The sequence below is a fragment of the Gilliamella sp. B2923 genome, from assembly GCF_026536565.1.
Taxonomy (GTDB): domain Bacteria; phylum Pseudomonadota; class Gammaproteobacteria; order Enterobacterales; family Orbaceae; genus Gilliamella.
This window is the reverse complement of record NZ_JAFNNZ010000003.1, coordinates 117,044-142,471: the sequence shown is the minus strand read 5'-3', so window position 1 is coordinate 142,471 and position 25,428 is coordinate 117,044. Positions and strand designations below refer to the sequence as shown.

The window sequence follows — 25,428 nt, the reverse complement described above, 5'->3', positions numbered from 1 at the left end:
ACTTAAAAGTCACACGAAACCTTGACAAGAACTTTCAGAAAACACCTGCGTTTTAGTATAAAAATAACTGTTCAAGATATTTTCAAAAATATCGAAAAATTCACATTGCTATCTTTAATAATAACTTAAAAGTCACACGAAACCTTGACAAGAACTTTCAGAACCCCCTGCGTTTTAGTGTTAAAGCTACAAATATCTATTAAATCAAACAAATAATTGTCACATAACTACCATATCATTTATAATTCAGTTACCTATCTTAAAGGTCTAAAAAGGAAGTGGATCATGTCATATTTCAACGATAATAGTTTAGAGATAGCTCGCTGGCATTGTTCTTTTAATTTAGAGAAGTATTTTGAAGGTAAACCACTTGGCGGTCGTTACAATAAAAACCATAAATATGTTGCTACTTGGTATGCAAATCGTCTTCCGCTCGAAAAATCTAAAACACTCGTTGAAGTTATTTTTATCAATTTAACCGATCCCACCTATATAAACACGAAAACTGGCGAGGAATGTCAGAGTTTCTTTAAGATTACTTTACCTATCAACTACCTTCATAAAGTTCCATTCGGCAGCATTTGGCAGAATGGTGAATCGAAATATAAGTTCAAACTTAAAGAGTTCAAAGTTACCTTTTCAAAGAACGAGGGATTAACTTATAAGCCTCTTTGGATGGATAAAATATCTCACCCTTTTGAAGCAGATAAATATGTTAATTCGTCTTATCTGAATACATTTAAAGGGGATGGAAATCAATTACTTGTCATCAAACCTGAAAGCGAAAATAAGTCCTATATCGTTCACCCATTACATTTCTTTATGGCTCACTACGGCTATTCTAGCGAATTAAAACGTATATTGATTACGGATGACTGGAGCAAGGTTGAGCAGAAGTTACGTTTGAACGAATCTTTCAAAGAAAAAGGCGTATTTGTACCGAATCACCTTTCCACGAAAGATGCCGTATTTCTTTATCATTTGAAATACGATGCTTATACAAAAAAAGTAGTGAAAGATGTAACTGAAAAAATCATTAGTTCCAAAGGTCAAGCAAATCCAAAATATCTTATTCCTTGCTGGCACGACCAACTCATAAAGCTTTCATTCTATGGGATTGAGTTAGGAAATTCCGTACTTTGCTGCCAGATTACAGGTATTAGCCAACCGCAAGGCGTGCCAATTAATCTTTATTACCATTCTCCAATAAAAGTAAGTAAAGATGGCAAAAAGCAAGTCCATGACGAACCTCAATACAGAACACGCAAGTACGAACGAGAACATGAACTTGAAAAACTTGATATTGCATTAGATAACGTCAACAACCTTGTAACAGTAGATGTTGTTGAATACCTGAAATTGCTTGGAGAACAACGAGAAATAAAGCGAATTCAACTTACTCAAGAAGCTCAAAAAGTCGGCAATGTTAAATTATTAAATTACGATGAGCCTGAAAACTACGGTGTCGGAGAAAAAGAAGGAAAAACTGGTAATACAGGTATTGCTAACTGTTTTTACGATATTTTGAATAAAGATGAAATTGAAGGTAAGTCACGCCTAGACACAATTTGGGAACATGCTAAACGCTTACGCAATGAACAAGATGCTAACGTTTATTGGTACACACCTAAGCGTGGTTTTAATGTACTTGATGATTTTGCACTGGTTTCTTTGGAAGATGTTTGTGAGTCATTGAATCAATATTATCCTTCTTGTGTGTTGATATTACGTATAGATATTAAACAAAGAACATTCTTTGTGTTAAGTTTTCCTGTAAGAAACGAAAAAGAGAATGCAGGTTTTAGTAGTGTCGTTTACGAACCTCAAAATATTCAACAATTCCTTGACGTTTATCGCCGAGATGAAAACCTATTCAAGCTACTTATTGAAATCATATCAAACGAGGGGGTAAGCAGCGATTACGTTGATTCTAAAAATGGAAAAATGTCTCTATTTAGACATGTAGAAGCTAAAAAGACGAACAATAACTGGGTTTGGAATGGTATTAAGAAATTACTTTAAATACTAACTCTAAGGAATTGCTGTAACGGTATACTTTTCTTAGCGAGAAACTTAGCGATCTGATGATCATCAACTAGCTTGATTACATAACAAGAGAGCAAGCTATTAGTGATGGTACCATTAACCAGTATTGGATAGATAATACGACTGGGGAAATGGTTAGAAAATAAAAATTGAAGCCTAAATCTAAAAGTGTGTTATCAAGCAGTAAATTGTGGGAAAAGAGTAAATGTATATATCGAAAGTAAGTTTAGTCAATTATAGAAATTTTAAAAATGCTAAGGTGATTTTAAATAAAGGAATTAATACCATAATTGGTGAAAATGCATCAGGTAAAACGAATTTATTTAGAGCTATACGATTACTGTTGGATGATTCGCTATTATCTTCAGCTTATAAATTAAATGAAAATGATTTCAATAGAGAATTAGGAACTGATTGGCGTGGGCATTGGATTATTATCAGTATTGAATTTAAGGATGTGAGTAATGATGAAGGTATTCAGGCTTTATTTTCTCATGGTGCTGAAAATATCGACTCTCCAGATAGAGCAACTTACAATCTATTTTTTAGACCTAATAAAAGTATTAGACATAAATTATCAAAGTTGCAAGAAGGTGATCAAGATTCACTTAAAGAATTATTAAATAATATATCAGTCGAAAATGACTATGAAGTATATTTTACGGGCAGAAGCACTGTCGATTTTAATGATCCAGAAACCTATCTAGAACTAGTTGGTGACTTTTATAATGTGATTTTTCCTGAACACATTGATGACTCGAAATTTGGCGCTAAGATTCCACATCAACTGTCTATCTCTAAGGATATATCTTTTACATTTATTCAAGCATTAAGAGATGTAGTTAGTGATTTTCATAGTAATAAAAATAATCCATTATTAACTTTAATGAAGCATCAAAGTGAGAAATTAGATACTTCTGTATATGTTCCAATCAGTGAGAAAATACAAGAGTTAAATCAAGAAATTGAAGCGTTAGAGAAGGTTAAAGAAGTTAGAGAAGATATCAAATCTACACTATTAGATACTACAGGAGTAACTTATACCCCCAAATCTTTATCAATTAAATCAGGTATTTCAGATGAAGCAGAGAAGATGTTACAGTCTTTAAAATTGTATATTGGTGAGACATCTGAGGATTTTGAAGGTGGAATTCACGAATTAAGCTTAGGTGGAGCTAACCTGATATTTTTGACTTTGAAGCTACTAGAATTTAAATATCAGAGAGCCAAAGAGACTTTGGCTAATTTTTTGATAATAGAAGAACCTGAAGCACATATTCATAACCATATACAAAAAACACTTTTTGACCGTATTAATTATCCCGATACCCAAATTATTTATTCAACACATTCAACACAAATATCAGAAGTGAGCAATGTGAAGAATATGAATATATTGTCTAGAAAGGGTGTTTCAACAGAAATATATCAACCATCACATAAATTAGAAGATAAAAATATTACTCAGATTCAAAGATATCTAGATATAGTCCGTTCCAATTTATTGTTTGCTAAAGGAGTTATTTTAGTAGAGGGAGATGCAGAAGAGATCATTATTCCTATTTTAGTAAAACAAGTTTTTGGTATTAGTTTAGATGAGCTAGGAATTAGTTTAATCAATATTGGTAGTACAGGGTTTCAAAATGTAGCTCAGTTATTTCACAATGATCGTATTCAAAGAAAATGTGCAATTATAACCGATTTAGATGCAGCTATTTGTGATGTCAATATTATTAAAGATGATAGCGATATAGAGATAAATTATAATAATAGGGTAAAGCGCTCAGCAAAGAACGGTATCGAGCGTAAAGAAAAATTAGATGCTTTTATTAATGGTAATCATTGGTTGAGAGCTTATTATGCGGAACATACTTTTGAAGTGGATTTTATTAAAGCAAGCGAGTTTAATAAAATGGCAATATCTGGTTTGATTGAGCAAATTTATACTGATAAAAATACAAAACAATTGTCTCTAACGGAAATTACCTCAGATAAAATAGCTGACTATGGAAAAAGAGTTCTAACCATGGCAAATCATGTTGGTAAAGGATGGTTTGCAATTATGGTAGGAGGAATAATAGACTATAAAACTATAATTCCAAATTATATATTAGATGCTGTAGTCTTTGCTAAAGATGAATATTCACCAAAAGTGATAGCACAAATAATTCGATATAGATTAAAGCAATTAGAGATATCCGAGAACGATATTAACAATCTGCTGATAGCGTATCTTGAGGATAATAATTTGAAAAAGATAATTCATAAGTTAAAGATTACTATTCCAGAGGATCAGTTGATTAATTTTTTCGAGAAGATAAATAAAAATGTTTAGTTGGAGCCAAGATGAATTAATACAGGAGCAATCGAATGCTATTTTAAGTGATCAGAACGTTCTTTTGGTGGCCTGCCCAGGGAGTGGAAAAACAAGAACACTAACCTATAAAATTGCTCTTGAACTGAGTAAATTAGATTCAGAAAAGAAATTTATTATTGCAATTACTTATACCAATAATGCAGCAGATGAAATTAGAGATAGAATTGAACTGCTAGGAGTTGATACTCAGCAACTTTGGATTGGAACAATACATGCATTTTGTTTGGAATGGATCTTACGGCCATATCATCAATATTTACCAGATTTAAAATATGGGTTCAGTGTTATAAATTCTTATGAATCTGAAAAAATCTTAACAGATTTATGTAGCACATATACCTCTGAAAAACTTAAGATAACTTATTGGGATTGTGGTTATATTGCAACTACATCAGGCGATAAACTTATGTGCTCAAACACACGAAAGCACGATGTATTGAATAAAATATACGAAGACTATTTCAATATTCTTGAAAAGAGCAAGCAGATTGATTTTGAACAAATATTGAAGTTTTCTTATAAGTTATTAGAGCAAGAACCTAAAATTCTTATGATATTAAATAAGCTTTTCTCATACATTTTAGTTGATGAGTATCAAGATACTAAAGATATTCAATATCATATTTTAGCCCTAATTATAAAATCAGATCCAAAACAAACAAAAATATTTATTGTTGGAGATCCCAATCAGGCTATTTATGGCGGTTTAGGTGGGATATGTAAAAGTAAAAGAGAGTTAGATATATTGTTTAATATTAATTTTCAAGAACTTAGTTTAACTATGAACTTTCGCTCTTCTTCCCGGATTGTGAATTATTTTGAAAATTATAAAATTTCTTCAAATACAATTTGTGCAGCAGGAATTCATAGAGACTACCCGAGCTTAATTACTTACAATAAATCAGTCAAGCTAGATAATTTATTAGATGAAGTAGAAAGACTGATTTTATTAAATATTAATGAAAAGAAAATCTTACCTACAGAGATTTGTATTGCTGCTCCACAATGGGTATGTGTTTCAGCTCTAACCCGAAAATTAATAGCGAAAATGCCTGACTATAGTTTTAATGGACCAGGAATAGCCCCATTTTCTAGAGATATTGAAAATTTTTGGTACAAGTTAACAAAAATTTTTTTAACAGAACCATCCCCTGATATGTATCTGAAGCGTTTAAGATGGTCTAAAGAAATACTTGAGCAGTTAAATCTACATGGGATGCATATTGTAGATTTAACCCCAAAGCAATTACTTAAGGTTTGTAATTCACTAGACATAGTTGAGACTAGAGGAATAAGCTTTTTGGAGAGAAGTTTTAAACAATTTTGTTTAAGGTTAGGCTTGAATATTAGTGTATTCCCAATTTTGTTGGAGCAACAAGAAGCATTTATTAAAAGTGCTTATAATAGATTGGATAAATTGCGTAATGAAGGCATTACAGATGCTGATACAACATATAATTTTAAAAAAATATTTAGACAAAAAGATGGGATTACAGTTTCTACGATACATGGAATAAAAGGTGAGGAGTATGATGTTGTTATTGCTATAGCTCTTTTAAATGATTATGTACCGCATTTTGCTGATCATGATTCACTAAAAGAGGAAAATGCAAAAAAGATACTCTATGTGCTTTCATCTAGAGCAAGAAAAAATTTACATTTAATTTCAGAAAGAATGAGAAGCCCTAATTGCAAGTATGCTCCAAATGGTAAATCTCCCACGCCTCAACTAGAGAATTACGCTTTTGAATATGATGAATTTTAATGGTCTGATATTCATATATTTGTTGTATTTCTATAATCTATATTCGAAGTAAATTCTTGTATGATACTTTATTGAGTGCTAAATTCTTTAGATCATGTAGTTACATGATCTAGAGTTCCAAACTTCATTGTCCGTCCACATTAAAAACTAGAGATTAAACAATGATAAATATATTGTGGTTGGAGATAATTCTTATCTTCACAACGATAGTAGGTAATACCATGAATTCGTACAACATCATCTCGTTTTGACTTTTTACCATGATGTCATGCAAATTGTACAATACTACACAAATAAGTTCTTGTTCATCTTCGGTTAAGTTTGGCTTTTTGTAGAGTTCAATTAACCATTGAGAATAGCGTTTTTTTAGTTGCTTCGCTTTCATCTGCTGAATCATTTTTCGATCAATATCTAATTCTCGGTTGTAATCTAATTTCATATGGTTAATAAAGCCTGTAATTGCAGCCATTTGCCCTGATTTCATTGTGAAATAGTTGGTTAACTGTTCTTGCGTTGGAAAATGTATCATGTTGTTTGAGCTAATTAAATCAATTGCAGGTTGTAAGGTCAGTCGAAGACCACTTTGGGTGGTGCTGCGAGGGGGTTATTAGGGGGATTTCGCAAAAAATCCCCCTAATTCGGACGCAGACAGCGTATTGAAAATATCAACCAATTAACAGCGTCCGAAACCTGCATACCAAAAACTCGCAACTTTCAATGAAAGTAAAACCTCGTCAAGAAGTTTCAGAAAACACCTACGTTTTAGTATAAAAATAACTGTTCATGATATTTTCAAATATATCGAAAAATTCACATTGCTACCTATAATAATAACTTAAAAGTCATAGGAAACCTTGACAAGAACTTTCAGAAAAACCCCACGTTTCAGTATAAAAACAAAAGTTTAAGAAATTTTTAAAATATCTCCAAACCCAAATCGTTACTTTTCCCAAAAGCCAAAACATGCACCAACCCGCACCTTCACAAAGCGCCGACAACTGAGAAAGGTTAGCACGCCAAACAAGGATGTTTGGCGAGGCGCTGTTTTGTCCGGAACAAATCAGCGCCGGTGCGTTAAGACCGAACGAAGGCGGAGGGCAGTCGAAGACCGCTTTGGGTGGTGCTGCGAGGGGGTTACTAGGGGGATTTCGCAAAAAATCCCCCTAATTCGGACGCAGGCACTGAAATGAAAATATCAATCAATCAACAGCGTCCGAAACCTGCAAACCAAAAACTCGAAACTTTCAACGAAAGTAAAATCTTGTCAAGAAGTTTCAGAAAACATAGGTGTTTAAGCAAAAAAACACAAATTTTTGTCAAGATCCTTCTGAAAACACCTATATTTAAGTATAAAAACAAAATTTTAACATATTTCAAAATATCCCCATTATCCACAAGGAACTTAAAAAATCCCCAACACCACCCCAACAGTGGTAATCGCCGTCAAAATCAGAATAACCTTCGTTGCGCTAAGCTGTTTTGCCGACACCAACCACCAAGCAATAAGCACCATTGACAGCGGTAATATTTTCGGGAAGATATCATCAAGCACACTTTGCAATGATCGTATCGACTCACCCATGGGGATTTCCAGCGTAGAGTTAAGTACAATATTACCGGCGGCCAGCCCGCCTACCACCATAATGCCAAGTATATTAAAGGCATCGGTAATGCGTTTAACATTATCCCCGATAATATTATCGATCGCATTAACGCCTAGCTTATAGCCATAAAAGAAACTTAAATAAGAGATAAGCGGGCCTAAAATCCCATAAGCGAGAATATAAAATAGAGGTCCAATCGGATTGCCATTGGCTGCCATACCCATAGCAATCGATAATAAAATCGGCACAATAATACCTTGAATAAGCGAATCACCGATACCGGCTAATGGCCCCATAAGGGTGGCTTTGATATTGACCGGTAGCTCTTCGGGGACATTTTTGCCTAAGGCTATCTCTTCTTCCATAGAAGCGACAATACCATTAATGATCTGCCCGGTTTGCGGTTCGGTGTTATAAAACATTGAATGCCGAATATATAACCGGCGTTTCGCTTCCGGATCGTCTTTGTAATATTTTTCAGCAAAGGGAATATAAGAAAACGCCCAAGCATGCGCCTGTAACTTTTCATAACTCATTGAGGATAAATGGGTAAATCCCCAACGGTACCAAATTTGGCGTAACTCTTTTTTTGTCAATCTTGATTGATTGTTAATGACTTTATCCATTAGTACAACTCCTATTAGAACAGATCATCGTCTTCAAATATGTCTGAATTTGTATCATTTGCCGGGTTATTATTGGCAACCGCTGGCTTGTTGGTTGCCATATAATACAGGTAAGCGACCAAAGCGGAAATAAACACCAATGCGATCATGCTTAAGCCTGCAAACGCCAGTAACACAAAACCGGCAAAGAAGAAAATTAACTGAATTTTAGATTTAATGACGATATTCATCAGCATCGCAATGCCCAGCGCCGGCAACACGCCACCTAAAACTGAGATGATTTTGGTGATAACTTCCGGTACATGACTTAATAACCAGTCAACTAAACCCGAACCGTAAAAAATAGCTAAAAATATCGGCACGGCTCGAATCAAAAAGGTGGTAATTTGCGGATAGATAAGATGATTTAGCACAATACCTCGAGGATTATTGTTTTGTGCCGCTTGTTGCGCTTTGTTGTTCCAAAACGAATAAAGCGCCATGCGGGTATTGTAAAATATCAAACCAAAAGTCTGTCCGATAAGTACCGATAATGTGACGGCAACCGCCGGCTCTTTCGTGGTGGCTAACGCTAAACCAATACCGCCATAAGCGGCGTAGGTAATTTCACTGTTGGTGGCGCCGCCGGTGGATAGATTGGCAATAAACACCGCCTGCACCGCTAAGCCACATGCCACACCAGATTGAATATCCCCAAAGGCAAAGCCAACAAGTAAGCCGGCAACCAGTGGTCTACCTACCACATAAAAGCCACCGGACATCCCAAAGAGCCATGGGGATTCAATGGCGCCTAAGTAGCAAAAAATGGCGGTCAGTAGGGCAGGAATAAAAAGTATCGTTTCCATGATGTTTTCCTCTTAAATAGATCCTCATAAGGTGTCATATCGTTTTTTCATCACCGACCAGCTTTTCGGTTCGTCATCCGGTAACAGTTGAAATTCGAGCGTGATACCTTGACTTTCCAGATAGTCAAAAGCTTGGTAGTCATTTTGATCAATAGCAACCGTTCGACCGAGTACCTTAGCGCCGGCTCGAGTATTCATACAGCCAATATTGAGTGTGGGATTGAGTTTTGCACCTGCTTTAAGGAGTTTTTCAAACGTTTGCGGCGAATCGCTGATTAGAAAAAAATTTTTCGTTGATTCCATGCCTTGCTGAATCTTATCAACCCCTTGGGCGACGGTATAAATACCAATTTTCAAATTACCGGCAGCGGCTTTTAATACCCTTTTGCGTAACTCATCGGCGGCAATATTGTCACCGACAACCAGTATGCCGTCGACCGGTCTCACTTTAGTCCAACGCGTCATAATTTGACCATGAATAACACGATCATCGACTCGGGTTAATGTAATTGTCATCGCTGTTAACTCCTATCTGATTACCTATTAAAAATCTAAACTGTCATCACTATTGATTGCCGTTTTAGCAAGTGTTACCGCACTTTGTGCTACCTCGACAATCGATTGAGCTGCCGCTTGAATATCGCCAGCCTCTTCTAACGCTGTCCCTGCCTGAATCAACATCGGTAAATTCAAACCGGCAATAAGAAACACCCGATCCGGATGAGCTAATGCATAACGTAACGTTTCGTTATAGGGCGTACCGCCTACGATGTCACTTAAAACGATAACCCCATTTTGCTCCGTTAATAATTGGTCTAGGGTTTGGGTTAATCTTGCCGAAAAATCACCAATGCCGGATTCATCGAGTTTGACCGCAATAAAACTGGCGCTATCGCCCGCTATCATTTGGTAGCTGGATAAAATCCCTTCGCACAAATATCCGTGTGACGTGACTACTATCTTCATTATCGTTCCTCCATTGATTGTACGATCGGTATAAATATATATTTACATATTGAATTTAGCATAACAAATAGATTATGTTTTATTTGTTTGATTTTGGGATGTTTATCACAATTTGGTGGCAATATTGATTGACAAAAGAAAGATTGTTTCTAATATATGTATTTACATATTAGAATTGAAGGATCATAAAAAACATGAAAAAATATTCTTTAGCGCAGTTAAGCCGATTAATCGATCACACCAATTTAAAAGCCGATGCCACACCAACAATGATGGAAAAACTTTGCCTTGAAGCAAAAAACTATCATTTTAAAATGGTGGCAATTAATCAAGTACAGTCAAAGCTTTGTGCCAGTTTGTTGCAGGGCAGTGATGTCGGTATTGGGGCGGCAATTGCTTTTCCTTTGGGGCAAACGACAATTGAAGCAAAATGTTTTGAAACCCAAAATGCCATTGATAATGGAGCTACTGAAATTGATTATGTGATTAATCTTACCCAATTGAAAATCGGTAATTTAGCTTATATTGAAGATGAAATGTCGCAAATTGTAGCGATTTGTCGCAAACATCAAGTTATTTCAAAAGTGATTTTTGAAAATTGCTACTTAACCGATGCCGAAAAAATTGCCCTGTGCCAGATTGCGGTTAAAGTAAAACCGGATTTTATTAAAACCTCAACTGGTTTTGCCCCAACCGGTGCAACGGTTGAAGATGTGAAACTGATGAAACAGCATGTCGGGGATACCGTCAAAGTAAAAGCTGCCGGTGGAATTCGGGATGCCAATACGTTTATTAAAATGCTGGAGGCTGGGGCGGAGCGAATTGGGACCAGTTCCGGCATCGCCATTATTGAAGCGATCAAACAAACATTGCTTGACAGTCATCAACAAACGATTGATGTGCAGTGCATGAAGTAAGCCATAGCAAAATATCCTTGATCACCAGTCGGTTAAGGATATTTGGTTTTCATTGATATACTCACTCGACTAATGTGTGATAGCGAATAAAGCAGTACGGCTTTTTTGTTTGTGGTTTAATGATTTAATTCAAAAATAAAAGAGTTAATATCGCCCCGATATTTGGAAATTGAATATTCAATTGCTAGTCGTTCTTGGCTGAAGGCGGTTGAGTGAAAATAAAAAATCGGATCGCCTTCTTCAATATCTAACAAGTCACTGGTGGTTTCATCGGCTTTGATCACCTCTAATTTACGGCGAATTTGCAATATCGGGTAGTTCATCTTTTCCAATGCGCTATAGAGCTTTTCTTGGGTGAAATCGTGATCAAGAAAATTGGGTAACCGTGCAACCGGTAAATAGGTGGTAACGAGCACAATTGGCTTATTTTCAGCATAACGCAGGCGGACGAGTTTATAAACCTCATCGTTTTCATCAATTTGCAAATTGGTTGCGATTTCGCAAGTGGCTTTGTCTATTTTGAAGGTTAGCACTTGTGTTTTGGGTTGTAAGCCTTTGCGATTCATTTCAGAATCATAACTTTCAATAATATGAGTAAATTCTTGATTTATCTTCTGTTGCTTTACGATTGTGCCTCGTCGTTTTCGTCGTTCTAAATAGCCTTCATTAACTAAGTGTTGAATGGCTTGCCGGACAGTCGGGCGGCTGACTTGATAAATATCGGTTAGCTCACACTCTTTGGGAATTAATTGCCCTTGAGGATATTGACCTGACTGTATTTTTTTTAATAAATCTTGTTGAATAATCAGATGACGTGGCGTTTTATTAATAGGATTCATAATGATAGCGTCGGATAAATTATATAACGACATATTAATCGAAAGCTTAATTTATGTAAATTAAATCTACAATAGCCTTTAGAAAGTTAAGCTAGTTTTTTACCACAAACGATTTATTAGCAAACTATTTTCGGCTTAACTTTCACATCATATAAGCAATTTAATTGATTAATAACCAATAAGATTAATTAAACGCTTTGGCTAAGATGCCTTCTCCTTGATAAGTATATTGTTGAGCTTGATAGGCAATAAATGCACTTTCACCTTTTGCTAGCGTGATAGTGTCAGATGCCGTTGATAAGCTGACTACGCCGTGTAAACACAATAGGATTTGTGGCGAGCTGACTTGATCTTCTCGTGGTTGATTGTCACTTTGGATAATTTCAAACTTAAAATCTTTAACCGGAACGGGGTAATCAATCTTATTTTGATTGATAACCGGTTGTATTAATAATTGATCGGCTTGAGCGCTGACAAAACTGGTATTGTTGATTAATTCGGTAATATCAATATGTTTATGGGTTAATCCCGCCCTTAATACATTATCTGAATTCGCCATTAATTCCAGCCCGGTGCCACTGAGGTAAGCATGCGGTGTTTGTGCTGCTAAAAACATCGCTTGTCCCGGTTTGAGTTCAATAATATTGAGCAATAATGGCATGATAATTCCGATATCACCCGGAAAATCTTTCGCCAGTTGTTTTATGGTGATAAAAGGCTCTTTAATCAATGGTGTTATGCTAGACAGTAACTCGCTTATCACGGTTTGCTTGTTATCGCCAGCAAGGGTAAGCAAAAATTGGAAAAAACATTTTAGCTGCTCGGGGCAGGGGGTGTTTTTCAATTGAGCCACTTGCTCACTTAAAGACGGCAGAGCGAGTTGCTCAAACAGCGCCACTATTTGCGCAATCGGTCGAAATGAACGCATCGCTTTAAACGGGGTTAAGGCATAAATTAACTCCGGTTTATGATTGGCATCTTTGTAGTTGCGATTAGGTGAATTGAGGGCGATACCGAATTGGTTCTCTTTTTCAAACCCTAATTTAGCGCTGGCTTGTGTTGGATGCACTTGAATCGATAGTGCTTTGCTTGCCGAGAGAATTTTAAATAAGAAGGGCAGACCGGCAAAGGTTTTAAACGTTGCTTCACCCAGTGTCGCAAGTGGTGAGTTTTCGATGAGTTTATCGAGCTTGATAGGCTGATGCGCTTTGTCGATAGCTATCGAGCTTCCCAACGGGTGATCTCCCATCCAGACTTCTGCCATGGGTTTATCGGTAGGATTTTTGATGCCAAATAGTTTGGTTATCGCATCCTTACTACCCCAATCGTAATATTTAATCGTATTTTCCAGTTTCCATATTGTTCTATCCATATTTTCATCCCGCTTTAAGTTGCCTAGTGATGTCAATATTGTCTAATTTAACCAGACTGCTTTAACTATACGCTTGCCAGAAAACTATGCAACTGTTATTAAAATAAGCCAATTTATTGCATTGTGTCTGCATAAATCGGCTTATTTTATTTAAGCTTGATTTAGCTTAGTTAGAAGAAATATTTAAATCTGACTCGTGCCCCGTAGCGGTCATCGGTGTTGTCACCATGCGATTTACTTCTGTCTAATATTGACCAGTAAGTCCCTAAATACATGTTGAAGTTGTCCATGTCTAACACATTATCAATCAAATAAGAGGCATTGACGGTGTGGATCTTATATTTGCCTTTATTGTTGATATGACCGTCTTTGATATGGTTTTCCGGATTGAATTTTTTGATATCGTTATTGGCAAAATAGTAGCCAAGCCCCAGTTTTTCCCAAACGATATCGGTGCCGATTGTCATATCTTTTTCATCCTGGGCGTTCATATAGGCAAAGCTGGTATTGATTTTAAGCCCTTTATTGGCGGCATCCCAATCACCTTCACTGTTCCATGAAATGGTTGCGCCATATCCTGTTCGTTTCGACTGATCGTGAAACTTGCCGTCACTGTCGTGATAACCATAAGCATTTTTAACGACATTGGTTTCGGCGGCTATTGCCGTTGAAAAATGGTCATTTTTCCACGATAAAACCGGTCGCAAGTAGACAACGTTTTTCTTTTTATCGATCTGATAACCATGATACGTTGATTTGTTAAACATCTTCTCGCCATTGTTAACTAACGTGTTTAATTGAAAATTGAAGTTATCGAGAAACGGTTTATTTAACGCAATACTGCCGCCATTTTTACTGCGTCCTCGTCCCTCTTTCATCATGTATATGTAACCAAAGCCGTCTTCATATAAATCATTGGCGGTATTACCCGAATACTCCAAAAAGGTATCTTGCCCAAGCGGAAACATATCATAAGCTTCAAAGCGGCCGATTTTGATATTCCACTCATTTTTTTGCCCAAAATAGAAAGCCGCATCATCCAGATTCATATCGCCACCTAAATCGGCAAGTGGCTGAACAACAAAGCCGGCAAAGTTTTTATCGTTAATTTCACGGTAACCGTCTAAGCCGATTAATATACGTCCGTTGATATCCCAATGATCTTTATCAGACGGTTTATTCTTTTTATCGGCGGTCTCTTTTAACGAGCTTAGCTGTTGTTTACTGCTGGCGGCATCAACATTAATCTCAACGTCGCCATATAATTTTAGTTGCCCTTGTGGGGTATCCCACTCGATTGCGGCATTGGCCATTGAACTTATACCAATTAAGCTAATCATGACTATTTTTTTCATAAAACCCACTCCCTAATAGCGAAAATATTCAATCTGTCACAAGTGATGTATGCGATAACATTTTTTACTTGATTAAATACGTATTATTAGTGGTAATGATACAATTAAATAAGAAATGATATCGTTTACATTTTTTGATGTTATAGGTCGTAGCGGTTTTTGCAAACTGTAAAGATTCATTTCTGTGACACGTGTAACATTTTTAGTGAAATGATTTATCCTCGATTTACTTTGCTGGTCTTTTAAGCCGTTAATATGAAAGGGCAAGAATAATTTGCAAGGAAGTAGAAACTGTATTTTATAGGCGATTAAGTATATAATGCCGGGCAAATTTAATTAATCATTACCAAAAATAGATATATTTATGAAATCATCCATTATCAGTAAGTTGGAGACTCTACAAGAGCGTTATGAAGAAGTTCAAGCGTTATTGTCAGATGCCGCTGTTATTGCAGATCAAAACCGTTTTCGCACCCTTTCAAAAGAGTATGCTCAATTATCCGGCGTGGTGAAGTGCTTTGCTAGCTGGAAACAGACACAAGAAAATATTGAAACGGCTAAAATGATGCTATCTGATCCTGAAATGAGTGAAATGGCACAAGAAGAGCTGGATGAAGCATTGGGTCAAGTTGAGCAACAAGAAAAAGAGTTGCAAGTTCTGCTATTACCAAAAGATCCGAATGACGATTACAACTGTTTTGTTGAAGTCAGAGCAGGTACCGGCGGCGATGAGGCGGCCATTTTTGCCGGCGATTTAGCCCGTATGTATACCCGTTATGCAGAATCACGTAACTGGCGAGTTGAAATTATGAGCGCTAGCGAAGGCGAACATGGTGGCTATAAAGAAGTGATTATGCTGGTCAGCGGTGACGGTGTTTATGGTAATTTAAAATTTGAATCCGGCGGGCATCGTGTGCAACGTGTGCCGGAAACCGAATCACAAGGGCGTATTCACACCTCCGCTTGTACCGTTGCGGTTTTGCCAGAGATTCCGGAAGCTGAAATGCCAGAAATCAATCCGGCTGATTTAAAAATCGATACCTACCGTTCATCCGGTGCCGGTGGTCAGCATGTTAATACCACCGATTCAGCGATACGTATTACCCATATTCCAACCGGTATTGTGGTGGAGTGTCAAGATGAGCGCTCACAGCATAAGAACAAAGCCAAAGCGATGTCAGTGTTAGCGGCGCGTATTCAAGATGCTGAAACTCGTAAACGCCAGCAAGAAGAAGCCTCAACTCGACGTAACTTATTAGGGTCGGGTGATCGCTCAGATCGCATTCGAACTTACAACTATCCGCAAGGTCGGGTGACCGATCATCGTATCAACCTAACAATTTATCGTTTAGATGAAGTCATGGAAGGTAAGTTAGAAATGTTAATCGATCCAATTGTTCAAGAGTATCAAGCTGATCAATTGGCTGCTTTATCGGAACAGGATGAATGACCTATTTACAATGGCTTAAATCTGCTTCTCAATCGTTAACCGATAGTGACAGCCCAAAGCGGGATGCCGAGATTTTATTGAGTTTTGTGACTCACAAAACCCGAACATTTTTAATGGCCTTTAGTGAAACCTTGCTGTCAGATGAGGAGCTTATCGCTTTAGACGGTTACTTAAAACGGCGTCAAGTTGGTGAGCCAATCGCTTATATTACCGGTGAAAAAGAGTTCTGGTCTTTAAAATTTAATGTGTCAAATTCGACCTTAATACCCCGACCAGATACCGAAAAATTAGTTGAGCTTAGTTTAGACTATTTGCCTAAAGTGCCTTGCGAAGTGTTAGATCTTGGCACTGGCACCGGAGCCATTGCTATTGCGATGGCAACTGAACGCCCGGACTGCCTGTTTACTGCGATTGAAAAGAATAAAGATGCACTGCTTTTAGCGCAAAAAAATGCCAGTCAGATAGGCGTTAACAACGTCTACTTTTTACACGGTGATTGGTATAAACCGATAAAGAATCGCAAATTTTCGATGATTATCAGTAACCCGCCGTATATCGAACCGACCGATATTCATTTATCACAAGGGGACGTGCGCTATGAGCCTAGAAGTGCATTAGTTTCAGAAGATGACGGGCTGGCGGATATTAAAGTGATTGTGCATGGGGCAACTAAACATTTAAATCAATATGGCTGGTTGCTGATAGAGCATGGCTGGAAACAAGGCCTTGCAGTGCAAACAATCTTTAAACAACACGGATTTCAATTAGTCGAAACCTTCACCGACTATAGTGGCAATGACAGAGTCACGCTCGGTCGCTGGTTTAAACCTTAAACAGGAAATATTTTTATGATGAAGCAAAAAAAAGTCAAAGTCGGTGATATTACCGTTGCCAATGATTTACCCTTTGTGCTATTTGGTGGCATGAATGTTTTAGAATCACGTGATTTAGCCATGAAAGTTTGTGAGCACTATGTCACTGTGACTGAAAAACTCGATATCCCGTATATTTTCAAAGCTTCTTTTGATAAAGCCAATCGCTCATCTGTCCACTCCTATCGTGGACCGGGTTTAGAAGAGGGAATGAAAATTTTTCAGGAACTCAAACAGCAGTTTGGCGTGAGAATTATTACTGATGTGCATACCGAGCAGCAGTGCCAGCCCGTTGCCGATGTAGTTGATGTTATTCAGCTACCCGCTTTTTTAGCCCGCCAAACCGATCTCGTGGTTGCCATGGCGAAAACCGGCGCAGTGATTAATGTTAAAAAACCGCAATTTGTTAGCCCAGGACAAATGGGTAATATTGTTGAAAAATTTGAAGAAGCCGGCAACGATCAAGTTATTCTTTGCGATCGTGGTAGTTGCTTCGGTTATGATAATCTGGTGGTGGATATGCTAGGTTTTAACGTGATGAAAAAAGTCAGTCACGGTTCACCGGTTATCTTTGATGTAACCCATGCTTTACAATGCCGTGACCCAATGGGCGCCGCATCCGGTGGACGTCGAGGACAAGTCACCGAACTGGCACGTGCAGGTATGGCCGTTGGTATTGCCGGATTGTTTTTAGAGTCGCACCCTGATCCTGCTCATGCAAAATGTGACGGTCCGTCGGCACTACCGTTGGATAAGCTTGAATCTTTCTTAATTCAGATGAAAGCAATTGATGAGCTGGTCAAAAGTTTTGATGAGATTGATACTGAAAATTAATCGGCTTTATTGCCTTTGTTGGTATCAATTAAAAAGTTTATATTTTACGTTTAACTTTCTATAATCTTCAATATTTTAAGAGAAACCTTATCCGTTTCTCTTTTTTTTGTGCCTTTTTGCTCAATTTCAGTCAGTACCACTTCTACTTTTGCTAACTGTTAGTCGATTTTATCCTCCACTCGATTTAAAACCTGAAAATATCAAAAAAACAGCTATTCTTTAAATAAAAACACGGATTTCTTATTTTTTATTCCGAAAAAAGTTAACATATTAATCGAGTAAATAGCAAAAAAAATGGCTATTTTGGTGATGAAGATCACGATTTAAGAACATTTAATTTGCTAACTAAAATATGTTTATGCATTATTAAAAAGCATTTTATAGGCAATTATTTAAAATTTTGATAAGAACTTGGTGATACATAATTGTTAAAAGGTGCGATGAAATAGGACTATTTAATTAATTTTTTTTAAATAAAATGATTTTTTACTAATTGAGATAAATCGTTACAATTTGCTCAATTATACATGAAATAAAGTCATCTTAAGGAAGCCGATATGAATTTACCTAAACCTTTGTTAACACGCCGTTCATTAAATCGTATAACCAAGCTGATTTTATCCATTTCTCTCTTAACCAGTGTTGTGCCTGCGCAAGCTGCCGACAACAGTTCATTTATTGATGATTCTTCGCTTTCGGGTAATATCTTTTTCTGGAATCGAGATCGAGAACGAAAAGATGTTATTAAACATAAATATGAAAGCAATATTCGTCAATCTACCTTTAATGCTAATTTAGATTTTCGCTCAGGATATATTGCCGATATGTTTGCCATTGAGCTGGGCGGATATGGCGCTTGGGAAGTAAGCAATGGTGGTAATGGTCATCCAAATGAAATTGGTTTTAGTGGTGCACGTACTCGCTGGGATGAGGATTGGAAAAAAGATGTCAGTGGGGTGAGCTTTTATAAAGCACAAGTCAATTTTAAACAAGATGAACACTTTTGGCTAAAAGCCGGTTTTATTCAGCCGTCCGGTCAAACATTATTAGCCCCTCACTGGAGTTTATTACCCGGTACTTACCGCGGTTTTGAATTAGGTACTACTCTCGATTTTGATCAAGCCGGTGCCTTATCGATGTCTTATATGTGGTCAGATAGATATAAAGCACCATGGTATAAACGTCTTTATGAATTTAAACAATGGGGCAAAGGCAAGAAGATTGATTATCTACATTCTGCCGGTTTGAAATACGACTTTAAAAATGATTTAGTGTTAGAAACCGCCTTTGGTCAAGCCAAAAATTATATGAATCAATATTTTGGTAAAGTGTCTTATAAAACCGATGTGCTGGATAATCCGTTAACCATGAGCTATCAATTTTATGGAGCAAAAGACCAGTCTCATAAAGGTGATAATGTTTACGACGGCTTAGCATGGTTACAAGCGGCAACATTAGGTTATCAAGTCGGACCCGTTGGTTTACGTCTCGAAGGGGTAGCGGTTAAGGCTGAAGGTAAACAAGGCTTCTTTTTACAACGTATGACGCCGGATTATGCATCTTCAAACGGTCGTTTAGATGTGTGGTGGAATTCACGATCTGACTTCAATGCGAATGGGGAAAAAGCCCTATTTGCTGAAGTGACTTACGATTTAGGTGATCTGTCATCTTATTTAGCCGGTTGGAAAACCGGGGCATCTTATGCCTATGGTTGGGATGCTAAACCCAATTCGACCGAAAAAAACCAAAAACGACGCTTAATTGAGTCGGCTTATAACTTCGATTTAGGTTACACCGTACAAAATGGCTTAGCAAAAGATGTGTCAATGCAATTGCATTACACTAAGTATAATAATCACTCAAATAGTATACCTAGCTGGGGAGGTGGCTATGGCAATATCTTCCAGGATGAGCGAGATATTAAATTCATTGTTACTGTTCCATTCACCATTTTCAATGCTAAACAAAAATAGGTAAATATTATGAAAAAGTTTAAAACAGCCATATTAGCAATGTCGATAACATCGTTATTAAGCTTAGGTGCTTCACAATCGGCATTGGCATCGGAACAAATTGTCGATGCAATTAGCTCACAACTTGATGTTAATTTTAAAGTTGTTGATAATTTTGTTGGGCAACATGGTGTAGATTGTGCGGCTTTAGGTGCCGATTGGGCATCGTGTTTTAAAGCCAACATCTCTTTAACCAATACCGGTTCGGAAATTAAAGATAAAGACTGGGCAATCTATTTCAGTAGCATTCGTATGATTCTTGCTGTTGATAATGAGCAGTTTAAAATTACGCATCTAACCGGTGATCTTCACAAAATCGAACCAACCGAAAAATTTACTGGTTTTCCGGCTAAAAGTAGCATTGATATTCCTATCATTGGCGAGTATTGGCAATTAAGCCAGTCAGATGTCATCCCTCGTTGGTATGTGACATCAACCGATGCCACGCCAAAAGTTATCGGTAATACTAACACTGAAAACTTGGCGGATTTTGTGTCACCGATTGGTGAGCAGTGGAAGCGCACGCCTGATGATCACAATATTTTAATGACGCCAGTCACCCGGTTTGAGCGTAATGCCGATATTAAACAGCTTGATGAAAAAGCATTGCGTGGGCAAATTATTCCAACGCCTTTACATCTTACCCTTGCTGAAAAAGATATCACGCTGGATAAAAATGGCATTCATCTTCAATTAAAAGGACTTAATGACGCCAGCTTATCAGTTTTAAATCAGCAGTTTGATAACTTAGGCATCGCATTAACCGATAAAGGTTATAAGATTGTTGCAAATATTGATGCGAGTAAATTTAAAAATGGGGTATCGGGTGCTTATCAACTCAATATTGACGATAAGCAAGCGACCATTACTGCCTTTGATGAGCGAGGAATTTTTTACGCCGTAGAATCGATCTTATCGTTGATTCCGGTCACCGAAAAGCCAACCATTGCTATGGTAAAAATCGAAGATTCTCCACGTTTTGATTATCGGGGCATTATGTTAGACACCGGACGTAACTTTAAAACAAAGCAAGCGGTGCTAAGGTTACTCGATCAAATGGCGAGTTATAAGTTAAATAAATTCCATTTTCACCTTAGTGACGATGAAGGTTGGCGAATTGAGATCCCGGGACTTCCGGAATTGACCGATGTTGGTAGTAAGCGTTGTCACGATCTGAGTGAAACAAAATGTTTATTACCACAATTAGGATCGGGGCCTGATAGTGATAATTTAGGTAGTGGCTACTTTAGTCGCAGTGATTATATTGAAATTGTCAAATATGCTAAAGATCGCTTTATTGATGTCATCCCCGAAATTGATATGCCGGCACATGCCAGAGCGGCAATTATGTCTATGGAAGCACGTTATCAACGCCTAATGGCAGAAGGTAAACAAGCAGAAGCTAATGAGTTTCGTTTAGTTGATCCTACCGATGATTCAAATACGACAACAGTACAATTTTACGATCGAAAAAGTTATCTAAATCCTTGCTTAGATTCATCTAAACGTTTTGTCGATAAAGTGATTACTGAAATTGCAAAAATGCATAACGAAGCCGGGCAACCACTCACCGTTTGGCATTTTGGCGGCGATGAGGCGAAAAACATTCGTTTAGGTAATGGCTATCAAGACCTCCATGCTGCGACCAAAGTTGAGGGTAAAGGGTTAGTTGATCAAAGCGTTGAAGATCATCCTTGGGCAAAATCGCAAGCTTGTCAAACACTGGTTAAACAAGGGGTGATTAAAGATATTGAGTATCTACCTAGCTATTTTGCAATTCAAGCCAGTAAGATTATTAAAGACCATGGCATCAATCACATGCAGGCATGGCAAGACGGCGTAAAACATGCCGATAATGCTAAAGCGTTTGCTGTCGATAAAGTAACAGTCAACTTTTGGGATGCGCTCTATTGGGGAGGATATGATTCAGCCAGTGAATGGACAAACAAAGGCTATCAGATGATTATCTCAAATCCGGATTATGTTTATCTTGATTTCCCGTATGAAGTCAATCCGCAAGAGAGTGGCTATTATTGGGGTACCCGTTTTAATGATGAACGCAAAATGTTTAGCTTTGCGCCAAATAATTTACCGCAAAACGCCGAAACCTCAACCGATCGTGACGGTAACGTATTTAGCGCCAAAGGTACTTTGAATTGGACAGGCAGTTATGGCTTGTCAGCACAGTTATGGAGTGAAATTGTTCGCACGGATGCGCAAATGGAATACATGATGTACCCTAGACTGTTAGCAGTAGCGGAACGAGCTTGGCATAAAGCCGATTGGGAAACGGATTATCAAAAAGATCGTGAATATGAACAAGGAAAAACGCACTATGTAGACCAACAAAAGTTACTTGATGACTGGACTCGTTTTGCTAATGTAGTTGGGCAAAAAGCGTTATCTAAACTCGATCTTGCTGCAATTGATTATCGCTTACCACTACCCGGTGCAAAAATTGAAAATGGCCAGCTAACCGCTAACATTGTTTTCCCGGGTTTGCATATTCAATACTCTAACGATGACGGCAAAACCTGGCACCGTTACACTACGCCGGTGGCAATTAATAAGGGAGAAACAATTGTTGTTCGCAGTGTTTCACCAAATCAAAAAAGAACAAGTCGGGTAGAACAAGTGAAATAATCCATTAAATACTCAATTCTTATCCGTTAATCAAACGGATAAGAATTTGTTTGGATTAAATAAAATTAGTTGAGTTGTTTTGATTTAATCAAAGGGGCTGATAACTGCCGATAGGAATTAGTGCAGTGTTTCTTCTTCAAATATGTCATCAAATATCTCATCACTGCCGTCTTCAAAATAAGTTCCCCACCCGTCATAATGTACGCCAAATTGATTTGCCAAAGTAACAATTTGTTCAATCTGCGCATTAATTAATTTAGCATCTAGTGGACATTCGGCAACAATATCAAAGCCAATAATCGCATTGCCTGCATCATCAATATCTTCATCCGGGTCGGTTGCTTCATAGCCTAGTTTGTATGCTTCAACTGCAACTTTTTCAAGTTTATCAAAATGTTGTGATGAGATATGGTGTTCAATAATATAAAGCGCATGAGGATCGCTACCGTCTTGTAATAGGTTTTCAATAATTTCCAGAGTATTTTGTTGAGCAAGAAGAATTTGATCTTTCATAATTTACCTTTTAGTGGTCACGCAAATTGTGTGGTATATTACACGTTTAAAAATTATTTTCGAGAAAAAAGTGTGATCGTCGATTTACATTCTCATACTACCGCATCAGACGGTATTTTAACACCGAGTGAGCTTGTCAAAAGAGCGGCTGAAAACAAGATTGATCTTTTAGCCATTACCGATCATGATACGGTCAAAGGCTTGCCCGAGGCAAGAGCGACGATTGAAAATGAATATTTACCGGTCAAATTAGTTTGTGGTGTTGAAATATCAACCGCATGGAAACATAACGAAATCCATATTGTGGGTCTAAATGTTGATATCGATAATCCACAGTTATTAGCGTTACTATCATCACAAGAGCAAGGGCGGATTAGCCGAGCGCATGCAATTAGCGAGAAGTTGGCTAACCTTAGCATTGAAAACGCTTACCAACAAGCGCAACAATTTGCTAAAGGTGATATTGTATCACGAGCACATTTTGCCCGCTTTTTAGTGGCAAATGGTCACGTTAAAGATATTAAACGTGCATTCAAACGCTATTTAGGTAAAGGTGGTTACGCCTATGTGCCTGCGCAGTGGTGTAGTATTGCTCATGCCGTCGAAGCGATTCATACCGCAGGTGGGCAAGCCGTGTTAGCGCACCCGACTCGTTACGATTTAACGTTAACCAAATTAAAATTATTAATTCAAGATTTTAAAGATTGTGGCGGTGATGCGCTTGAAGTTTCGCAAAGCCGACAAACGCAAGATGATTTACAACGTTTAGCTAAATTAGCCAATGAGTTTGAATTACTGGCTTCACAAGGCTCCGATTTTCATGATTTGGTTAATTATCTTGATTTGGGTAAAACAACGCCATTACCCGATAGTATTACCCCGATATGGCATAATTGGGAAATTTAGTATCAAGTAGAAATGAAGCCGATTTTAGTTATGTGTTAAAGCGATAGTGTCGCTGTAATCTTGAGCACTAAAATCCGATGTTAAATTTATCAACATAGAAGAACATTATGAGCCAAACTTTTTATATTCACCCTGATAATCCACAAACACGTCTGTTAGATCAAGTTGTCAAAATATTAAACGACGGCGGTGTGATTGCCTTTCCTACCGATTCGGGATATTCGCTTGGTTGTTTACTCGATAATAAATATGGCGTTGATCGTATTTGTCAGATTCGCAACCTTGATAAGCATCACAACTTTACCTTAATGTGTCGTGATCTCTCTGAGCTTTCTTCTTATGCCTTTGTCGATAATACAACATTTCGCTTATTAAAGAATAATACACCGGGTAAATATGTATTTATTTTACCGGCAAGTAAAGAAGTGCCACGCCGCTTAATGAACGAAAAGCGTAAAACCATTGGCTTACGCATTCCTGATAATAAAATAGATTTAGCGCTTCTCGAATTATTAGGTCAGCCCTTAATGACTACCACCTTAATTTTACCTAATGATGAAGAAGCACAATCCGATCCGGACGAGATTGAAGATAAAATTGGTCATCAACTTGATGCCATTGTTCATGGTGGTTATATTAGCGAACAACCCACCACAGTGATTGATCTTACTCATGATTATCCTGATATAGTTCGACAAGGTAGCGGTGATACCGCACCTTTTATATAAATAAAATTAATAAATTAATATAGGAAAACAAAATGAAAAAAGTCATGGCATTTATTTTTATAATCAGTATTGGAATATTAATATTGGTAGCGCGTCAATCGATAAAACAGATAGATTTTATTAATTCTTCAGTCAGTGCTACAGGCACCATTGTTGATTTTGAAGAGTCGTATTCAAAAGATTCTGATGGCAACCGATCAGTTTCTTATTTTCCTATCTTTCAATTTGTTGATAATCAAGAACAAGTTAGAAAGGTGAAATCAAATGTTGGTAGTAATCCTCCCGCCTATGAGAAAGGCGATGAGATTGAAATTTTATATGATCCGTTAAATTCGAATCATGCAAAAATTAATACTTTCTTCTCAATGTGGCTTGGCGAAATGATTTTTGGAATCATTGGCATCCTACTATTTTTAATTAGTATTAGTTATTTTTATTATCAATTTAAGAAAAATAAATTAAAACGTCAGATGCTGACAAGTGGCCGACAAATTGAAGCGAAGATAAATACGGTTGAACAAAATACCGCATTATCTGTTCGAGGTCGCTCGCCGTATATCATTTACTGTCAATGGCAAGACAGTATAACATCAAATCATGTCTATCTTTTTGAAAGCGAAAATATTTGGTTTGATCCTAGTCCTTTCATTGATAAAGAGACAATAACTGTTTATATTGATGAAGCAAATCCAAAACGTTATTATGTCGATATTAGTTTTTTACCTAAGGTAAAATAAATCATCATTAAATAAAGATAC

21 protein-coding genes are annotated in these 25,428 nt (G+C 37.2%); 12 read left to right on the top strand and 9 right to left on the bottom strand.

Features of this window, described 5'->3' with window-relative positions:
• Positions 1 to 285: 285 nt before the first annotated feature.
• The 3 genes from J3U42_RS05230 (at position 286) to J3U42_RS05220 (ending at position 6,188) form a co-directional block, all read left to right on the top strand.
• Positions 286 to 2,022 (top strand): hypothetical protein, encoded by a 1,737-nt coding sequence (locus J3U42_RS05230; RefSeq protein WP_267335864.1) that lies wholly within the window; start codon positions 286 to 288, stop codon positions 2,020 to 2,022.
• A 229-nt stretch (positions 2,023 to 2,251) separates the two neighbouring features.
• Entirely contained in the window at positions 2,252 to 4,381 is a 2,130-nt protein-coding gene (locus tag J3U42_RS05225) for an ATP-dependent nuclease (RefSeq protein ID WP_267335863.1), read from the top strand.
• The gene (locus tag J3U42_RS05220; protein WP_267335862.1) at positions 4,374 to 6,188 is read left to right on the top strand and encodes a UvrD-helicase domain-containing protein; all 1,815 of its coding nucleotides are present in this window, start codon (positions 4,374 to 4,376) and stop codon (positions 6,186 to 6,188) included. Before J3U42_RS05225 ends, J3U42_RS05220 begins: the two co-directional genes overlap by 8 nt.
• Positions 6,189 to 6,342: 154 nt before the next feature.
• Here J3U42_RS05220 and J3U42_RS05215 read toward each other — a convergent pair whose 3' ends face one another.
• From J3U42_RS05215 to J3U42_RS05195, 5 genes are all read right to left on the bottom strand, one after another.
• A complete protein-coding gene (locus J3U42_RS05215; protein WP_267335861.1) occupies positions 6,343 to 6,717 on the bottom strand; it encodes a hypothetical protein in 375 nt (124 codons plus the stop codon).
• Positions 6,718 to 7,590: 873 nt separating this feature from the next.
• The gene (locus tag J3U42_RS05210) at positions 7,591 to 8,418 is read right to left on the bottom strand and encodes a PTS system mannose/fructose/sorbose family transporter subunit IID (protein WP_267335860.1); all 828 of its coding nucleotides are present in this window, start codon (positions 8,416 to 8,418) and stop codon (positions 7,591 to 7,593) included.
• Between the two features lie 14 nt (positions 8,419 to 8,432).
• Complete coding sequence (locus J3U42_RS05205; protein WP_220219317.1) at positions 8,433 to 9,263, bottom strand: PTS mannose/fructose/sorbose/N-acetylgalactosamine transporter subunit IIC; 831 nt, start codon at positions 9,261 to 9,263, stop codon at positions 8,433 to 8,435.
• A gap of 24 nt (positions 9,264 to 9,287) precedes the next feature.
• On the bottom strand, positions 9,288 to 9,779 hold the full coding sequence (locus tag J3U42_RS05200; RefSeq protein WP_267335859.1) for a PTS system mannose/fructose/N-acetylgalactosamine-transporter subunit IIB: 492 nt from the start codon (positions 9,777 to 9,779) through the stop codon (positions 9,288 to 9,290).
• A 27-nt stretch (positions 9,780 to 9,806) separates the two neighbouring features.
• Entirely contained in the window at positions 9,807 to 10,229 is a 423-nt protein-coding gene (locus J3U42_RS05195) for a PTS sugar transporter subunit IIA (RefSeq protein ID WP_267335858.1), read from the bottom strand.
• A gap of 194 nt (positions 10,230 to 10,423) precedes the next feature.
• Here J3U42_RS05195 and deoC point away from each other — a divergent pair, with 194 nt between their 5' ends.
• Complete coding sequence (deoC, locus tag J3U42_RS05190) at positions 10,424 to 11,146, top strand: deoxyribose-phosphate aldolase (protein ID WP_267335857.1); 723 nt, start codon at positions 10,424 to 10,426, stop codon at positions 11,144 to 11,146.
• 116 nt (positions 11,147 to 11,262) lie between these two features.
• On the opposite strand, the gene J3U42_RS05185 is transcribed toward deoC, so the two are convergent.
• The 3 genes from J3U42_RS05185 to J3U42_RS05175 form a co-directional block, all read right to left on the bottom strand.
• Positions 11,263 to 12,018 (bottom strand): GntR family transcriptional regulator, encoded by a 756-nt coding sequence (locus tag J3U42_RS05185; protein WP_220219321.1) that lies wholly within the window; start codon positions 12,016 to 12,018, stop codon positions 11,263 to 11,265.
• A 151-nt stretch (positions 12,019 to 12,169) separates the two neighbouring features.
• Positions 12,170 to 13,357, bottom strand: a complete 1,188-nt coding sequence (manA, locus tag J3U42_RS05180; RefSeq protein WP_267335856.1) for a mannose-6-phosphate isomerase, class I — start codon at positions 13,355 to 13,357, stop codon at positions 12,170 to 12,172.
• A gap of 170 nt (positions 13,358 to 13,527) precedes the next feature.
• Entirely contained in the window at positions 13,528 to 14,712 is a 1,185-nt protein-coding gene (locus J3U42_RS05175; RefSeq protein WP_267335855.1) for a carbohydrate porin, read from the bottom strand.
• 364 nt (positions 14,713 to 15,076) lie between these two features.
• Between J3U42_RS05175 and prfA the strand changes: the two genes are divergently transcribed.
• The 5 genes from prfA to J3U42_RS05150 all read left to right on the top strand — a co-directional run bounded on the left by prfA (position 15,077) and on the right by J3U42_RS05150 (position 22,523).
• Positions 15,077 to 16,162, top strand: a complete 1,086-nt coding sequence (gene prfA / locus J3U42_RS05170) for a peptide chain release factor 1 (RefSeq protein ID WP_220219324.1) — start codon at positions 15,077 to 15,079, stop codon at positions 16,160 to 16,162.
• Positions 16,159 to 16,995 (top strand): peptide chain release factor N(5)-glutamine methyltransferase, encoded by an 837-nt coding sequence (gene prmC / locus J3U42_RS05165; protein ID WP_220219325.1) that lies wholly within the window; start codon positions 16,159 to 16,161, stop codon positions 16,993 to 16,995. Before prfA ends, prmC begins: the two co-directional genes overlap by 4 nt.
• 18 nt (positions 16,996 to 17,013) lie before the next feature.
• The gene (gene kdsA / locus J3U42_RS05160; RefSeq protein WP_305054793.1) at positions 17,014 to 17,868 is read left to right on the top strand and encodes a 3-deoxy-8-phosphooctulonate synthase; all 855 of its coding nucleotides are present in this window, start codon (positions 17,014 to 17,016) and stop codon (positions 17,866 to 17,868) included.
• Between the two features lie 557 nt (positions 17,869 to 18,425).
• Positions 18,426 to 19,841 carry an OprD family outer membrane porin gene (locus tag J3U42_RS05155; RefSeq protein WP_220219327.1) on the top strand — a complete coding sequence of 472 codons (1,416 nt, stop codon included), beginning with the start codon at positions 18,426 to 18,428 and terminating at the stop codon, positions 19,839 to 19,841.
• Between the two features lie 9 nt (positions 19,842 to 19,850).
• Positions 19,851 to 22,523, top strand: a complete 2,673-nt coding sequence (locus J3U42_RS05150; RefSeq protein ID WP_220219328.1) for a beta-N-acetylhexosaminidase — start codon at positions 19,851 to 19,853, stop codon at positions 22,521 to 22,523.
• A gap of 117 nt (positions 22,524 to 22,640) precedes the next feature.
• Here J3U42_RS05150 and rraB read toward each other — a convergent pair whose 3' ends face one another.
• On the bottom strand, positions 22,641 to 23,036 hold the full coding sequence (gene rraB / locus J3U42_RS05145; protein ID WP_220219329.1) for a ribonuclease E inhibitor RraB: 396 nt from the start codon (positions 23,034 to 23,036) through the stop codon (positions 22,641 to 22,643).
• Between the two features lie 72 nt (positions 23,037 to 23,108).
• On the opposite strand from rraB, the gene rnm reads away from it, so the two are divergent.
• The 3 genes from rnm to J3U42_RS05130 all read left to right on the top strand — a co-directional run bounded on the left by rnm (position 23,109) and on the right by J3U42_RS05130 (position 25,407).
• Positions 23,109 to 23,942 carry an RNase RNM gene (rnm, locus tag J3U42_RS05140; RefSeq protein WP_267335854.1) on the top strand — a complete coding sequence of 278 codons (834 nt, stop codon included), beginning with the start codon at positions 23,109 to 23,111 and terminating at the stop codon, positions 23,940 to 23,942.
• Positions 23,943 to 24,049: 107 nt separating this feature from the next.
• Positions 24,050 to 24,670 (top strand): L-threonylcarbamoyladenylate synthase, encoded by a 621-nt coding sequence (locus J3U42_RS05135; protein WP_220219331.1) that lies wholly within the window; start codon positions 24,050 to 24,052, stop codon positions 24,668 to 24,670.
• Positions 24,671 to 24,702: 32 nt separating this feature from the next.
• The gene (locus tag J3U42_RS05130; RefSeq protein ID WP_267329690.1) at positions 24,703 to 25,407 is read left to right on the top strand and encodes a DUF3592 domain-containing protein; all 705 of its coding nucleotides are present in this window, start codon (positions 24,703 to 24,705) and stop codon (positions 25,405 to 25,407) included.
• The last annotated feature ends 21 nt before the right edge of the window (positions 25,408 to 25,428 follow it).